Origin of the sequence: Enterococcus rotai (assembly GCF_001465345.1) — a bacterium.
Classification (GTDB): Bacteria; Bacillota; Bacilli; order Lactobacillales; family Enterococcaceae; genus Enterococcus_L; species Enterococcus_L rotai.
The window spans coordinates 2089527-2104919 of the sequence record NZ_CP013655.1; the positions used below are offsets into that span (position 1 = coordinate 2089527).

Consider the following 15393-nt stretch of genomic DNA (forward strand, 5'->3'; position numbering starts at 1 on the left):
AAAAAGCTGCCCCATCATAATAGAAGGGACAGCTTTATGCAATAAGCCACCTGACGGATTCGAACCGTCGACCCCCACCTTACCATGGTGGTGCTCTACCAGCTGAGCTAAGGCGGCAACATAAGTAATACAGATAACAGATTACCTTAGAAAGAGTGGTTTGTCAATCAATTTCCGCATTCGACTGTGGAGAAAAAAATGTGATAATTGTTATATAATGAAAGATGAATACGATTTTATAGTCAAACTTTTCATTGACACTAGTCAACAACTCTTGCTAAACTAAAACAAAGGGGAGAAGATAAATATGTTTATTGTATGGGGTAGTAAAGGATTTGAACAAGATTTAGGAGATACGGTGATTCAATGTGACTGTAGCCATTGTAACAACGAGGTGGTTATGCAGGGAAAACAAATCGGACGAAAATTCACGTTATTTTGGATTCCACTTTTTACAACATCATCTAGTCATTATCTACTATGTCCAATTTGCGGATATGGTAAAGAGTTATCTAAAGATGTTTTGGCGCAATACCTAGTTAGTACTGCTGAAACAATCACCGAATAAAAAATTAAAAAAAAGATTTGACATGGAATTTATTTTCCAGTAGAATACAACGTAACAACAAATGAATAACAGTCCGTTGAAGAGAAGAGTAAATTTGGACGTGCTTCACAAGAGAGTCTCGGTTGGTGAAAAGAGATAAGCGCATAAGAATTGAAGATGGCCTCATGAGGACAAGCTGTTGATAAGTAAGCAGCTTCGGGAAAGCACCCGTTATCAAAGCGACAAGTTATAAGACTTGGTCTAAGAAAAGTAATGAGGATTACTTTAAAACAAAGGTGGTACCGCGATTATTCGCCCTTTACTAGCATAAGCTGGTAGAGGGCTTTTTGTATGTTGAATAATACAAGACTGACGAAGGAAGTATGGATCCTTCAAATAACTAAATGAAATGAATAAAGCAATGAGATGGAAAGTACAGATGAAACGATATCTAACAGAGAGCTTGGGTAGCTGAAAACAAGCGGTAAACGACATCTAGAAAATGGCCATTGAGCAGCGCTTCGAGTGAATCATTCATAAGACAGCGACGGATGTACCCGTTATAGTACTAGAGTATAAGCGATCACAGATTGCCGTACTTGATGAGGATATCTATGTGAGTGGATATCAAATAGAGGTGGTAGCACGCAAAAGCGTCCTCAAATGTATAGTTTTATACATTTGAGGATGCTTTTTTCTTTTTAGAACTAACCATAATGGAGGGATGATAAGATGAAGAAAAAGTTAATCAGTCTAGTGTTGATCGTAATGGGGATTGTTGGAATTACAGCGTGTGGTAAGAATGATAAGGTAGCATCAGACCCAGACAAAGCAGTGCCAATCGTTCGAGTCGGAACCTCACCTGGTCCGTATAGTGAATTATTCTTAGAAGCAGTTAAACCGATTCTAGAAAAAGAAGGCTATCAAATAGAACAAACTGAATTTACAGAATTGATTCAAGCTGACGTAGCAATAACAGAAGGTGCCATTGATTTAAATGTAGATCAGCACACTGCTTATCTAAACAACTTTAACGAGAATAAAGGAACGAACTTAGTTGGAATCACACCAATTCCTACTGTCCCGGCTGGGTTGTTCCCAGGAAAGAAAAGCGCATTAAATGACGTAAAAACAGGAGACAAAATCGGGATTCCAGATGATGCGTCGAATACAGCACGAGCGTTCAATCTACTGCAAAAAGCTGGTTGGATTGAATTAGAAGCAGGTGTTGATCCAGTTAAAGCGACTAAAGAAGATATTGTGAGCAATCCAAAAAATCTGGAACTGATTCAAATGTCATCCGCTCAAATACCTCGAAGTTTAGCAGATTTAGATTTTGCCGTAATACCAGGAAGTATTGTTTATAGTGCCAAGCTAGATCCTAAAGATAGTTTACTCTCAGAAGATGTGTTAAAAGAATACGAATTAGTTGCAACAATTGATGAAAAAAATTCAAAAAGCGACTGGGCCCAAGCGGTGGTAAAAGCGTATCATTCCGATGAGTTTAAAAAATATTTGAACGAACATAATCAAGGGAATTATTGGTTTATTCCAAAAGAACTACAGGAGGAACAAAAATGATCGAATTAAAAAATATAGATGTCACCTTTTATCAAAAAAAACAGCAAATCGATGCAGTAAGAAATGTCACCTTAACCATTGAAAAAGAAGATGTATTTGGCATTGTCGGTTATTCAGGAGCTGGCAAAAGTACATTGGTGCGGGTAATCAACTTACTGCAGCGACCAACATCGGGTGAAGTCATTATTAACAATCAAAATATTTTAGGCTTTTCACCGAAAGAACTAAGAGCTCAACGTAAAAAAATCGGGATGATTTTCCAGCACTTTAATCTGATGAAGGAGCGAACGATTTTTGCTAATGTTGATTTTTCACTAAAGTATTCTGGTTTATCCAAAGAACAGCGAAAAGAAAAAATCGAACGTTTGCTTGAGCTAGTAGGTCTTTCAGAGAAAAAAGATGCCTACCCTAGCCAGTTATCTGGTGGACAGAAGCAGCGGGTAGCGATTGCTAGAGCTTTAGCAAATGATCCAGAAATTTTATTGTGCGATGAAGCAACGAGTGCATTAGATCCAAAAACAACGATTCAGATTTTAGAGTTATTAAAGAAATTAAATAAAGAACTCGGCTTAACAATTGTTTTGATCACGCATGAAATGCAGGTCGTAAAAGAAATTTGTAACAAAGTAGCTGTGATGGAAGATGGACAAGTGATTGAACAAAATGATATTGTTTCGATTTTTAGCCAACCAAAAGAAGCCTTGACGAAGGACTTTATCCGAACAGCGACACATATTGACCAAGCCTTGGAGACGATTATTCAACATCCTAGTTTGACTGATTTGGGTGGGAATGAAGTGTTGGTAGAAATTTCTTATGTAGGGGAACAAACAAGTGAACCATTGATTGCACAGCTGTATAGCAAATACCATGTTGTGACGAATATTTTGTACGGCAATGTAGAGATCTTGCAGCAAGTGCCAATTGGCAATTTGATCGTGATTCTTTCGGGAGAAGAAACACAACGAGAAAAGGCAATAGACTTTTTACAACAACAAGGGGTAAAAATCAAAATCTTGAAAACAAGTGAATCAAAAGAAAATGTTATCCCATTACATGTTATCTAAAGCGAGAAAGTAGAAGGAGTGACTTACATGCAGGAATTTTTACAACAGTATTTTCCAAATGTCCTATTACTAAAACAGGAATTTATTGATAGCACGATCGAAACACTATATATGGTCTTTTGGACAGCCATTATCGCAGGAATTTTAGGCACATTACTTGGGGTTGTGCTAGTGGCAACAGGACCTGAGGGGATTTTAAAAAACAGTGTGCTTTATAATATTTTAGAAAAAATCATCAACGTTTGTAGATCCATCCCTTTTATCATCATGCTGGCATTGATTCAGCCGATCACTCGTTTTTTAACAGGAACAACGATTGGGACAACGGCGGCTTTAGTGCCACTGGTGATAGGAGTGATTCCATTTTTTGCACGTCAGATCGAAAATGCGTTATTAGAAGTTGATCCAGGTGTTGTTGAAGCAGCAGAATCAATGGGAACGAGTCCTTTGGGCATTATTTTTAGAGTGTATTTAATTGAAGGATTACCAAGTATCATTCGAGTGTCGTCCGTTACGATCATCAATTTGATTGGTTTGACCGCAATGGCTGGTGCAATTGGTGCAGGTGGGTTAGGAAATTTAGCAATTACTAGAGGTTATAATCGATTCCAAACAGACGTTACAGTTGTCGCAACATTGATTATTTTAGTCTTAGTTTTTGCCAGTCAGTTTATTAGTAACACATTGATCAAGAAAACATCACATTAAAAAATAGTTGAAATGAGGAAAATAAAAATGAAAAAAACAATCAAAATTATCGGATTAGCATTAACAATTGGTTTTGTATTAGCAGGGTGTTCTGCAGGAAGTGCTAAAAGTGAAAAAAATGAAGTCGTAAAATTAGGGGTCGTTGGTGCGAATAATGAAGTATTAGAATCTGTAAAAGAACGTTTAAAAGATGAAGGCATCGACTTACAGCTTGTAGAGTTTTCTGACTATACCCAACCAAATGCGGCATTAGCTGAAAAAGAAATCGACTTAAATTCGTTCCAACATCAAATTTTCTTGGATAACTATAATACAGAACACAAAACAGAGCTTGTGTCTATCGGAAATACGGTTAGTGCACCATTAGGGATTTACTCATCTAAAATTAAAGATGTCAAAGAATTAAAAACAGATGCTGAAATCGCCATTCCAAATGATGCTACAAATGGTGGACGGGCATTATTGTTATTACAAAGTGCTGGATTGATCAAAGTAGATCCTGCTAAGAAACAAACTCCGACAGTCAGTGATGTCACTGAAAATAAATTAAACTTAAAAATCACAGAATTAGATGCTTCTCAAACAGCTAGGGCGTTGCAAGATATCGATGCTTCTGTGATCAATAGCGGGATGGCTGTGGATGCAGGGTTTGTCCCAACGAAAGATGCGATTTTCTTAGAACCTGTGGATGAAACATCAAAACCGTATGTCAATATCATTGTTGCTCGTGAAGCGGATAAAGACAATAAAACGTACAATAAAGTAGTGGACACGTATCAACAAGAAGAAACGAAAAAAGTGATCGAAGAAACATCAAAAGGATCAAGTATCCCAGCTTGGGAAACATTCGGTAAAAAATAAGAGGAGGACGAATAAATGACGATAGTGACAAAACAATCGATTCAAGAAGAAATTCAACAAAATGCAGATGAAGTGATCGTACTTAGACGTCACTTTCATCAATATCCAGAAGCGAGTTTGAAAGAATTTGAAACAATTAAAAGAATCAAAGAAGAGTTAAACAAGCTGGCTATTCCTTTTGAAGCGGTCGGTGAAACAGGCGTATTAGCTACGATAGAGGGTGAAAAATCTGGTAAGACAATTATTTTAAGAGCAGATATTGATGCGTTAGAATTAGAAGATGCTACGGGTAAAGACTATCAATCTAAAAATCCCGGATTAAATCATGCCTGCGGTCACGACGGACATGCTGCAGCATTATTGGGAGCAGCTAAAGTGTTGAACAGCCATAAAGAAGATTTTGCTGGTACGATCAAATTAGCCTTTCAACCTGCGGAAGAAATCGGAGCTGGGGCTTGTCAGTTTGTCGATGGCGGTTTTGTCGAGAACATCGATCAGGTTTTTGGGATCCACTTAGATTCAAGTGTTCCTGTAGGGAAATTAGTTGCGACTAAAGGGGCCACGAATGCATCTTGTGACATTTTTACAATTGAGGTTGAAGGATTAAGTAGTCATGTAGCGCAACCGAATGTTGGTCGGGATGCGGTATTGTCTGCTGCAAGTATTGTTGTAGAACTGCAGAAAATAGCAGCACGAGAAGTCAGTCCTCTAGATCCTGTTGTTGTGGGAATAGGTGTGCTCGATGCTGGAACGAGATATAATATCGTAGCAAATCATGCTAGAATCGAAGGAACAGTGCGAGCTTTCAGTCATGAAACAAGAGCATTTGTTTTACAGCGCGTAGAAAAAATCGCCAATCAAATCGCTGAAGCTCATCGTACTAAAATTGCCTCTTTCCATATCCATGATGCAGCAGGTCCTTTGATCAATGATGATATAGCAACTGAATTAGCTCAAAAAGTAGCAGCTGAAATTGTGGGCAGTGAGAATGTTGTAACCGATCATACAAAGAGTTTAGGCGCCGATGACTTTGCCGACTTTTTACTGAAAGCACCAGGTGTTTATGGACGTGTGGGAACGCGAAATCTAGATAACCCAGAGACACATTATGGTCATCATCATGAAAAATTTGATATTGATGAAGCTGGATTAGCGTTAGCAACAGAATTTCATGTACGTTATGCATTGACGTATTTAAGCTAAAAAACCAAAAGAAGGATTGAGGTTTAATCAACTTTAATTTTTTTTTTACTTGGTAAGAGTAAATCGGTTGATTATAATAAAGTAAAAGATGTAAAAGTAAGGAGCTGATCAATTGGATTGTACATTTCAAACAAAAGAAGGTAGGTTCAATTATCGTGTAGGGGCGATTATTACAAGTGAGCTAGGGTTATTAGTAGTGTCTAATGCAAAAGAACCGTTCTTTTATTCAGTTGGCGGACGAGTAAAAATGGGGGAAACAGCAGACGCTGCGATTGAAAGAGAAGTTTATGAAGAAACTGGTAGTCAGATTAAAACGAAAGCACTTGGTTTTATTCATGAGAATTTTTTCACGTCAGATCTAACTGGAGAAGAGTATCATGAAATTTCATTTTACTATTATGTAGAACTGCAAAACACAGAAATTTTTTGCGAGTCTTGTAATGAATTTGACGAGGAAGAACAGTTGCAGTGGGTACTGTTTGATCGACTGACTCAATTAGATATAAGACCGACATTTTTAAAAGAGCTGACCAAAAATAAAAATGAAACCATTCAACATCTCGTACAACGAGAATCGATCGATTAGTAATATTCTTGCTTTTCAAAGCAATTATGGTAAACTATTTTTGTAAAGAAAGACTAACTATAAGAAGTCAAGTAAAGAATAAAAGAATTAGTCCAAAATTTAATAACAAAAAAGTGCATAACAAATAAGAGAAAGCAAAGGTATTTTTTTGAGTTACATTCGTATTTCGTAAGGTTCGTTCTTTTTGAGAATCGCATGAACGATGTAACATAACTTTCTGGAAACTGCTCCAAGAGCTGTGAGGTGGTGTTTCCCTTCAGAACGTTTCTTTTCGTAGAAGGCTTTAAGAACAGGATCATGTTGTACTGCAATTAAAGCAGCTGAAAATAAGGCTTTTCTAAGATAAGGGGAACCACGTTTACTCATAACGTTATGTGTTGCTTGATATTGACCAGACTGAGAAACAGTCGCGTCTAGACCAGCGTATGCGACTAATTTTGTAGGATTGGAAAATTTACTAATGTCTCCAATTTCCCCAAGAATAGTAGCGCCATTGATTGGTCCGATTCCTGGGATCGTTTCAATGACAGAATGCAGAGTAACCATGATTTTTTTGATTTCAGTTTCAGTATCTTTAATTTGGGCTTCCAGAAATTTAAGTTGTTCAATCATTGATCGTAATTGGAAAGTAAAGGTCTCTTGAGCAAAAGTAATACCAAAAGATCGACTCGCAGCACTTTTTAAGGCATTGGCTTTATCTATCCCTAAACGATTGTGACTCGCTTCTTTAAGTAGTTTCGCAAGAGTATTCGCAGAGATATCATGGAGTGTTTCAGGAGAACTAAATTCAAGTAAAATTTCTTTTGATGCTTTACCAAAAACACCTGATTTACCGAATACTGAGTCATACTCAGGGAAAACTTGGTCTAATACGGCAATGATTTTACGTTTAAAGTCACTCGCTGTCCCAACTAGGTAAGTACGATAACGGGAAAGCTGTTTAAGAGAAAAAATATTTTCATCAGAGAGTGTCGTTTCAACAAAGGAACCGAAGCGAATCAGATCTGCAATTAAAACTGAATCAATAATATCATTCTTGCGTTTACGAATTTCTGTCCCTTTACGCCACCCATCCGTTTGGATGGGGTTAAGAACATGAATTAAAAACTCTTTTTCATGTAAGTATGAAAAAACCGTTAACCAATAATGACCGGTAGCTTCCATACCTACAGTAAAATCATCTGATGAAGAAGAAAAATCATGAATTTTTCCAAGTAATTTTTCTCCACCTTCAATGGTATTCGGAAAAGAAAATCCTTTAAGAACAACCTTTCCTTCATCATTCATGATTGAAGCAACATGGGAACGTTTCCCAATATCAATTCCAATGTAGAACATAATTATACCGCCTTCACCAAACCATCAATAAAATTTGCAATCATGCATCAGCCACTCCTTTAATTATAATATCGCCCATTGTTTCACCATAAGCCAATTGAATATTTTTGTTTGTAAAAGTTGTTGCAACTGGGCCACATGCGATGAGTTTCTTCTTTAAAATGATCACATCATCAAAATAATGTGCAACTTTGTGAAGATCATGATGGACAATCACAATTGTTTTCCCAGCGTCTTTTAACTGTTTAAGAATATCCATAATAACCTTTTCACTAGTCATATCGATTCCTACGAAAGGTTCATCTAAAACGATAACATCTGCTTCTTGAGCCAGCACACGGGCAATAAATACTCGCTGTAGCTGTCCACCTGATAGTTCACCAATCTGACGTTTAGCAAAGGCCTCTAGTTGGACTGTTTTAAGAGCCTTCATCGCCTGCTCTTTTTCTTGTTTTTTAGGACGCTTCATAATACCTAACTTGGGGTAAGTTCCTAAAAGAACAACCTCCAAGACATTGATTGGAAAAGACAAGTCCAGTGCACTACGTTGTTCTACGTAAGCAATTCGCTTCTTTTGAGAATCGATAGGCTGCTCTCCTAGAGAAACTGTTCTGGCATCTGCTTTGAGTAAGCCAAGCATTCCTTTTAAAAAAGTTGATTTTCCTGCACCATTGGGACCAATGATCCCAGTGATTTTTCCAGCAGGGATTTGTAGTGAAATATCAATCAACGCTTTTTGACCTTGATAACTAACAGTTAACTGCTCAACTGTAATGTTATTATTATTTATAGACATAAAAAAACCTCCTTTTTAGGTTTACCTTAAAATGAGTATAAGGTAAAGTTAAATTAAAATCAACCAATTTTTTAGGTTTGCCTAAAAATAATAAAAAGAACCTGAAATATAACTTAAAAAGTTATATTTCAGGTTCTTTTTATGCGGATAGACGGTGAGAACAGAAGCAACTACTCCACTCCGTTTTGATCTCACTAACTTTTACGAATGAAAGCTAAGCCCTCCACTTTGATTACATCAAATTCTAAGTGTTAAGTAGCAAATTTTAATGAAGCCCACATTTCATTACATTGAAACTACTCACTGTTGTATGGACCCAACGAGTTGAAAATAGAATTTGCTAACTGCTGAAGTGTTTTATCCTCAGGTTTTTGATTAGAAAGAAGAATCACAGCATTTTGTCTATCTTTTGAAACTCTCGCATTTGACTCAAAACCTGCTTCGGTTCCGTGTCCTCTAATATAATTTGAAAAAGAATAAAGACCACCCATATACTTTGAGCCGATTTCTGGAGTCCAAACTTCATCGATAATTTGTTGATCAATAATTTTACCTTCAAGTAAACTCGAGTAAAATGAATAAAGATCGCCTACAGTCATACCAACATTTCCAGTACCAACTTCTTGATCAAAACCTAAAGGATCATCTTTTATTTCAGAAGCAAAATTTTTACCGTCAACCTTCTTGTAAGCATAGGTTCGATTACTTGATTTGATAAAATCATTATAAAAGCATGTATGTGATAGTCTAAGACCATGATTAAAAGTTTTTGTGAACAATGTTCGATAAGAAGTTCCTGTTAACTGTTCTAGAATGCCTACTAAAATAGAATAGTTGACTGCTTCATATTTGTATTGACCATAAACATCCATCGTTGCGTTAGAGATGGAAAACTGAACAAAATCATCCTCCGACATCATAATAGTCGGCTTGATTTTTTGTTGTAACCCAGATGTCATTGATAATAATTGCCGAATGGTTATTCTTTGGCTATCTGGAACATTTGGATAGAAACGATCCACTGTATCATCTAATGAAAGCTTTTGAGCTTGAACTTGTTGTAAAATAAGAGCGGCAGTAAAAGCCTTTTGAATCGAACCAATTTGAAAAGTGGATAGATAGGTGTTGGGTCGACTTTCAGAAAAATTAGCATAACCAAAGCCTTTTTGCAAAATAACTTGGCCATCATGAATAATCAAAGCAGAACCAATAAATTGACTATCTTCTAACTTCTGGTTTATTTCATTGGCAAAATTAGAAGCAGGCTGAACTTCTTGATCTAAATGCTCTATTTTTTCGCTACCGTTGGCTTGTGTTTGAGAAGATTCAGTTGTTTGTTCGACCTTTGTATTTGAGCTTTTAGAAAGGGTAGGCTCAGAATGATTTTGGAAAAACAAAAGGTAAAGTTCGATGCCAACTAAAATGATTAAAATGAAGGTAATTAATATAGGCATATAAGGATTGCTTTTTCTATGATGTTTTTTGTGACGCATAAGTCGATCACCTCCGATTATTCTTTATTTTACTGATACAAAAAAGAATCGCAAGGTGATTCTAAGGGATTTAACGAACAGTTTTGTAAGCACGAACTTTCTTCGTTTAATCGTCTCAATATTTTCAATTATTTGTCACAAGAAAGAAAAAGATCCATGATTTTTTACTGAATCAGTGGTAGAATAGAACTTGAAGTTTTTTAAGTATAAGAATTGAAAAAAACTAGATCACGGAGGAAATCATGACCCAAAAATACCAAGACAAAACATTACGAATCTTTAGTTTGAATGCCAATCGTCCTTTAGCAGAGAAAATTGCTGAAGTTGTCGGGACTGAACTGGGAAAAAGTACGGTGCGCCAATTTAGTGATGGAGAGATTCAAATCAATATTGAAGAGAGTATTCGTGGGGACCATGTTTTTCTTGTTCAATCGACTAACCTTCCAGTGAATGACAATTTAATGGAATTGTTGATCATGATTGATGCATTAAAACGAGCAAGTGCTAAAACAATCAATGTGGTATTACCTTATTATGGCTACGCGAGACAAGACCGTACAGCTAAACCGAGAGAACCAATCACAGCAAAATTGGTCGCTAATTTGTTAGAAGAAGCAGGTGCTACACGTGTATTGACACTGGATCTACATACAGTTCAAGTACAAGGATTTTTTGATATCCCAGTGGATAATCTATTCACGATGCCGCTATTTGCGCATCATTATCGTCAGCAACAGTTGACAGGGGAAGAGATTGTGGTAGTCTCTCCTAAAAATAGCGGTGTACAGCGTGCGAGAAGTTTATCTGAATATTTAGATGCAACGCTTGCTATTATTGACCAAGATGAAGTAGAGGGGGTACGCTCAGGTTATGTGATTGGTGAAGTCAAAGGCAAAACGTGTATCTTAGTAGATGACATTTTAAATTCTGGTAGCACAATGGCGACTGCCGCAGAGATTTTAAAAGAAAATGGAGCAAAATGTATCTATGCTTGTGCATCACACGGTTTATTGTCTAAAGGAGCTAAAGCCACATTAGATGCTTCACCAATTGAGCAAATTTGTGTGACGGATTCAGTCTTTATCTCAGAAGATCGCAAGCCAGTTTCACTAAATGTTGTATCATGTGCGGAATTAATGGGAGAAGCAGTGAAACGAATTCACGAAAATACACCAATGAGCCCGCTATTTCGTTTAGAAGAAAAATAATAACGATCTGCTTAAATCAAAAAAGAAGTTCAGCTATTATTTTAGACTGGACTTCTTTTTATCGTTTAGATTGATCGAAGAAAAGAAGGGAGTTACACCTGTGAATGAACAGAAAAAAGGTGTTTTATTAGGATTTATTGCGTATGTATTTTGGGGGATCATTCCAATTTATTGGAAATTACTACCGACAGTTGATCCGCTTGATATCTTGTGTTACCGGATCGTTTGGTCATTTTTATTTATGATCGTCTATATTTTGGTGACTAAAAGATGGTCATTATTTTTAGCGGAGGTCAAAACGGTACTGAAAGATAAGAAAAAGTTAGTTGCTATTATTTGTGCGGCTGTTTTGATTTCTATCAATTGGTTTACATTTATTTATACCGTTAGCCAAGGACATGTTACTCAAGCAAGTTTAGGCTATTATATGAATCCTTTAGTCAATGTCCTGTTGGCAACGTTGATTTTGAAAGAAAAATTGAGTCGTTCAGGAATGATTGCCTGTGCTTTAGCATTAGCTGGCGTAATCTTATTAACGATTCAAACTGGAGAAATTCCGTTAGCACCCTTGATTATGGCTGTGACATTCAGTTTTTACGGTTTGATTAAAAAAGGTGTCACCGTAAGTTCATATACTGGTTTGACGATTGAAACTTTTGTCATTTTACCTGTTGCGTTGATTTATTTAGTCTTCTTTTCACGACAAGGATTTATGAATTATGAAGCATCTACTAATTTATTATTGATGGGGGCAGGCGTTGTTACAGCGATTCCGCTATTACTTTTTGCACAAGCAGCGAAACAAATTTCCTATATCATTCTAGGTTTTATTCAATATGTGGGACCGACTTTGATGCTGATTTCGGCACTATTTTTATACCATGAACCTTATTCAGCTGACCAATTTATTGCATTTGGCTTCATTTGGGCGGGGATCGCCGTCTTTACCTATGGCAACATTTATACTTATCGAAAAGAAAAACGGTTTGCAAAATAAGCGATAGAAGAAGCAATCTTTGAGTAAGATTTTCAGTTATGTTAAACTAAATCCATTAAAAATGATTCAGAAAGGACGAGTTCAGTGGAACCCATTTATTTAGATCACGCAGCAACTACGCCAGCACATCCGGCTGTCATTGACATAATGGCCAATGAAATGGCCAATACAGTTGGTAATCCGTCCAGTATTCATACATTTGGCAGACAAGCACATCGTAGGTTAGAAGACATTAGACAAGTGATCGCAGCTAGTCTGGATGTATTGCCTCATGAAATTATCTTTAATAGCGGCGGTACAGAAGGAGACAATACAGCCATCATTGAAACGGCACTTTCTAAAAAAGAACAAGGTATGCATCTGATTACAACGATGATCGAGCATCCAGCGGTGTTAGAAACAATGAAGTATTTGGAAAAAATGGGTTTTGAAGTAACCTATCTGCCTGTTGATGAGAATGGGGAACTGGCTATTGCCGATTTTGAGAAAGCTTTGCGGGATGACACGATTTTAGTTTCAGTGATGTATGGAAATAATGAAATTGGGAATTTATTACCGATCAAAGAAATTGGTGCATTATTAAAAACGCATCCAGCCATATTTCATACAGATGCTGTTCAAGCCTATGGGTCTGAACTGATTTCACCGCACGAATTTGGGATTGATCTATTAAGTATTTCCGCTCATAAAATCAACGGACCAAAAGGTGTTGGCTTTTTGTTTAAAAATGATGCAATCTCTTTACCAGCCTTTTTACATGGTGGGGAGCAAGAAGAAAAACGTCGAGCAGGAACAGAAAACTTAGCAGGAATTGCTGGGATGGGGGAAGCTGTTACGCTTTTGACCGAAAGTGAAAAAGAACAGCGACATAAGAAATATGCTGAATATCAACAACTGATTTTAACTCATTTGAATGAAAATAAGATTGTTTATGAGATCAACGGTAATCCTGAAAATAAATTAGCGCATATTTTAAACTTACGCTTCCCTGGAGTATCAAGTGACTTATTATTGATGCACTTAGATCTTCAAGGAATTGCCATTTCAACAGGTTCAGCGTGTACGGCAGGAACAGTAGAGCCGTCTCATGTTTTAGAGGCGCTGTATGGCAAGAATCATCCGGCGATCAAAGAATCTGTCCGAATCAGTTTTGGATTAGGCAATGATTGCGAACAAATCCAACGATTTTCAGCAATTTTGAGTGAAACGATTCAAAAAATTAAGCAGTAATCAAAGAAAAGTAGGAATAGAACTAGTAAAAAGAAAGCCTACCAACTATAATAAAAGAGACAATAAATAAAGAGGTGGAAAAATGGCATTTAAAGAAAAAGCAACAGTAGAAGGTTGTACAGTATTTTATAAAGTAAATGAACAAGCTAAAAAATATACACTGAAAGATAATGGTTTCACTGAAACAAATTCAGGAAATTTTCAATTTATTCGTCCCTTGGATGCAACGCCCCAAAGTAAAGAAGGTTTTAAATTAAAGATTACGATCGCTGAAGATTTAAAAACATTGAAAATGTCTGTTACAACTGCTAACGGGTTAAAAGCAATGAATATCTTCAAAAACGAAACTCATGCAATGAGTCAAGAAAAATTTTATTTCTTGATGGATGGTATGATTAGCCGTGGTGTGTTAGAGAAGGCATAAACTGAGGCATATTAAAATAAGACAAGATCTATGCAGATCGAGTCTTATTTTTTTATCCTATATTAGAGAAATATGTACTAAGAAAGCAGTCGTTTCCTCTCAATACCTTTACTTCTTCCAAAATACTAGTATAATAAGTATCACTGAAAAGTTACGACCTTCAAATCGTAGATGAGTTCAGAATCTAAATTGAAATGATGGTGATCAAATGACAGATAACAGCAAAACTCGTGTCGTTGTAGGCATGAGCGGAGGTGTAGATTCTTCTGTTACCGCGTTGCTTTTAAAAGAGCAGGGCTATGATGTCGTAGGCATCTTTATGAAAAATTGGGATGACACCGATGAAAATGGTGTCTGTACAGCTACGGAAGACTACAAAGATGTAGCAAAAGTTGCCGATCAAATTGGTATTCCTTATTATTCAGTCAACTTTGAAAAGGAATATTGGGATCGCGTATTTGAATATTTTCTTGCAGAATATCGAGCAGGTCGCACGCCGAACCCTGATGTGATGTGTAACAAGGAAATCAAATTCAAAGCCTTTCTAGATTATGCGATGCAACTTGGGGCAGATTATGTCGCAACTGGGCATTATGCTCAAGTCGAACGAAAAGAAGATGGCACTGTGCGCATGTTGCGTGGAGTGGATAACAATAAAGACCAAACATATTTCTTGAGTCAATTGTCTCAAGCACAATTAGCTAAAACAATGTTCCCGTTAGGTGGCATGGAAAAACCAGAAGTTCGCGCAATCGCTGAAAGAGCCAATTTAGCAACGGCTAAGAAAAAAGACTCAACAGGGATCTGTTTTATAGGTGAAAAGAACTTCAAACAATTTCTAAGTAACTACTTACCTGCCAAAAAAGGAAATATGGTAACGCTAGATGGTGAAATCAAAGGACAACACGATGGATTGATGTATTACACAATCGGTCAACGCCAAGGTTTAGGTATTGGCGGCGGCAAAGGCTCGCAAGAACCTTGGTTTGTCGTAGGGAAAGATTTAGCAACGAATACATTGTATGTTGGGCAAGGTTTCCATCACGAACAATTGTATGCGACACATTTAGATGCCAGTGAAATTCATTTCACTGTTGATACAGAAATGCCAAAATCATTTGAATGTACAGCAAAATTCCGTTACCGCCAAGATGACATCCCTGTTAAAGTGGTGTTAACAGGTGACGGAACCAAGGCCAAAGTGATTTTCTCAGAACCTGTTCGAGCAATCACGCCAGGACAAGCTGTTGTCTTTTATGACGGTATGGAATGCCTTGGTGGTGGCTTGATTGATCAAGCTTACCAAGAAGAAAAAGTATTACAATATATCTAAAAAAAACGAGTAGGATTTTTC

At 36.9% G+C, this 15393-nt stretch carries 15 protein-coding genes, 1 tRNA gene and 2 other annotated features; of the genes, 12 read left to right on the forward strand and 4 right to left on the reverse strand.

The annotated features are described in order from the left end of the window. Nucleotides 1-44: 44 nt before the first annotated feature. Nucleotides 45-117, reverse strand: a tRNA-Thr gene (locus ATZ35_RS09665). 190 nt (nucleotides 118-307) lie between these two features. Between ATZ35_RS09665 and ATZ35_RS09670 the strand changes: the two genes are divergently transcribed. From ATZ35_RS09670 to ATZ35_RS09700, 7 genes are all read left to right on the forward strand, one after another. After that, nucleotides 308-568, forward strand: a complete 261-nt coding sequence (locus ATZ35_RS09670) for a zinc-ribbon domain-containing protein (protein ID WP_208927056.1) — start codon at nucleotides 308-310, stop codon at nucleotides 566-568. 67 nt (nucleotides 569-635) lie between these two features. Beyond that, nucleotides 636-870 (forward strand) — a binding site (T-box leader). 89 nt (nucleotides 871-959) lie between these two features. Further along, nucleotides 960-1211: a binding site (T-box leader), on the forward strand. A gap of 68 nt (nucleotides 1212-1279) precedes the next feature. Then, complete coding sequence (locus ATZ35_RS09675) at nucleotides 1280-2128, forward strand: MetQ/NlpA family ABC transporter substrate-binding protein (RefSeq protein ID WP_208927057.1); 849 nt, start codon at nucleotides 1280-1282, stop codon at nucleotides 2126-2128. Beyond that, nucleotides 2125-3195, forward strand: a complete 1071-nt coding sequence (locus ATZ35_RS09680) for a methionine ABC transporter ATP-binding protein (RefSeq protein WP_208927058.1) — start codon at nucleotides 2125-2127, stop codon at nucleotides 3193-3195. Before ATZ35_RS09675 ends, ATZ35_RS09680 begins: the two co-directional genes overlap by 4 nt. 27 nt (nucleotides 3196-3222) lie before the next feature. After that, nucleotides 3223-3903, forward strand: coding sequence for a methionine ABC transporter permease (locus tag ATZ35_RS09685; protein WP_208927059.1), 681 nt, complete (start codon nucleotides 3223-3225; stop codon nucleotides 3901-3903). A 27-nt stretch (nucleotides 3904-3930) separates the two neighbouring features. Continuing rightward, on the forward strand, nucleotides 3931-4764 hold the full coding sequence (locus ATZ35_RS09690; protein WP_208927060.1) for a MetQ/NlpA family ABC transporter substrate-binding protein: 834 nt from the start codon (nucleotides 3931-3933) through the stop codon (nucleotides 4762-4764). A gap of 15 nt (nucleotides 4765-4779) precedes the next feature. After that, nucleotides 4780-5967 carry an amidohydrolase gene (locus tag ATZ35_RS09695; RefSeq protein ID WP_208927061.1) on the forward strand — a complete coding sequence of 396 codons (1188 nt, stop codon included), beginning with the start codon at nucleotides 4780-4782 and terminating at the stop codon, nucleotides 5965-5967. 112 nt (nucleotides 5968-6079) lie between these two features. Next, a complete protein-coding gene (locus tag ATZ35_RS09700) occupies nucleotides 6080-6553 on the forward strand; it encodes an NUDIX hydrolase (protein ID WP_208927062.1) in 474 nt (157 codons plus the stop codon). 153 nt (nucleotides 6554-6706) lie between these two features. Here the strand turns inward: ATZ35_RS09700 and ATZ35_RS09705 are convergent, their stop codons facing one another. The 3 genes from ATZ35_RS09705 to ATZ35_RS09715 form a co-directional block, all read right to left on the reverse strand. Then, nucleotides 6707-7891 carry an IS110 family RNA-guided transposase gene (locus tag ATZ35_RS09705; RefSeq protein WP_206842795.1) on the reverse strand — a complete coding sequence of 395 codons (1185 nt, stop codon included), beginning with the start codon at nucleotides 7889-7891 and terminating at the stop codon, nucleotides 6707-6709. A gap of 40 nt (nucleotides 7892-7931) precedes the next feature. Continuing rightward, nucleotides 7932-8687: a metal ABC transporter ATP-binding protein gene (locus ATZ35_RS09710; RefSeq protein ID WP_208927063.1), complete on the reverse strand. Its 756-nt coding sequence runs from the start codon at nucleotides 8685-8687 to the stop codon at nucleotides 7932-7934. A gap of 296 nt (nucleotides 8688-8983) precedes the next feature. After that, on the reverse strand, nucleotides 8984-10180 hold the full coding sequence (locus ATZ35_RS09715) for a serine hydrolase domain-containing protein (RefSeq protein WP_208927064.1): 1197 nt from the start codon (nucleotides 10178-10180) through the stop codon (nucleotides 8984-8986). 242 nt (nucleotides 10181-10422) lie between these two features. Between ATZ35_RS09715 and ATZ35_RS09720 the strand changes: the two genes are divergently transcribed. From ATZ35_RS09720 to mnmA, 5 genes are all read left to right on the forward strand, one after another. Next, nucleotides 10423-11388 carry a ribose-phosphate diphosphokinase gene (locus ATZ35_RS09720; protein ID WP_208927065.1) on the forward strand — a complete coding sequence of 322 codons (966 nt, stop codon included), beginning with the start codon at nucleotides 10423-10425 and terminating at the stop codon, nucleotides 11386-11388. A gap of 100 nt (nucleotides 11389-11488) precedes the next feature. Next, entirely contained in the window at nucleotides 11489-12385 is an 897-nt protein-coding gene (rarD, locus tag ATZ35_RS09725) for an EamA family transporter RarD (RefSeq protein ID WP_208927066.1), read from the forward strand. Nucleotides 12386-12469: 84 nt separating this feature from the next. Continuing rightward, nucleotides 12470-13615 carry a cysteine desulfurase family protein gene (locus ATZ35_RS09730; RefSeq protein ID WP_208927067.1) on the forward strand — a complete coding sequence of 382 codons (1146 nt, stop codon included), beginning with the start codon at nucleotides 12470-12472 and terminating at the stop codon, nucleotides 13613-13615. Nucleotides 13616-13697: 82 nt separating this feature from the next. Then, entirely contained in the window at nucleotides 13698-14039 is a 342-nt protein-coding gene (locus tag ATZ35_RS09735) for a DUF1831 domain-containing protein (RefSeq protein ID WP_086280500.1), read from the forward strand. Between the two features lie 208 nt (nucleotides 14040-14247). Continuing rightward, nucleotides 14248-15372 carry a tRNA 2-thiouridine(34) synthase MnmA gene (gene mnmA / locus ATZ35_RS09740; protein ID WP_208927068.1) on the forward strand — a complete coding sequence of 375 codons (1125 nt, stop codon included), beginning with the start codon at nucleotides 14248-14250 and terminating at the stop codon, nucleotides 15370-15372. Nucleotides 15373-15393 lie beyond the last annotated feature (21 nt).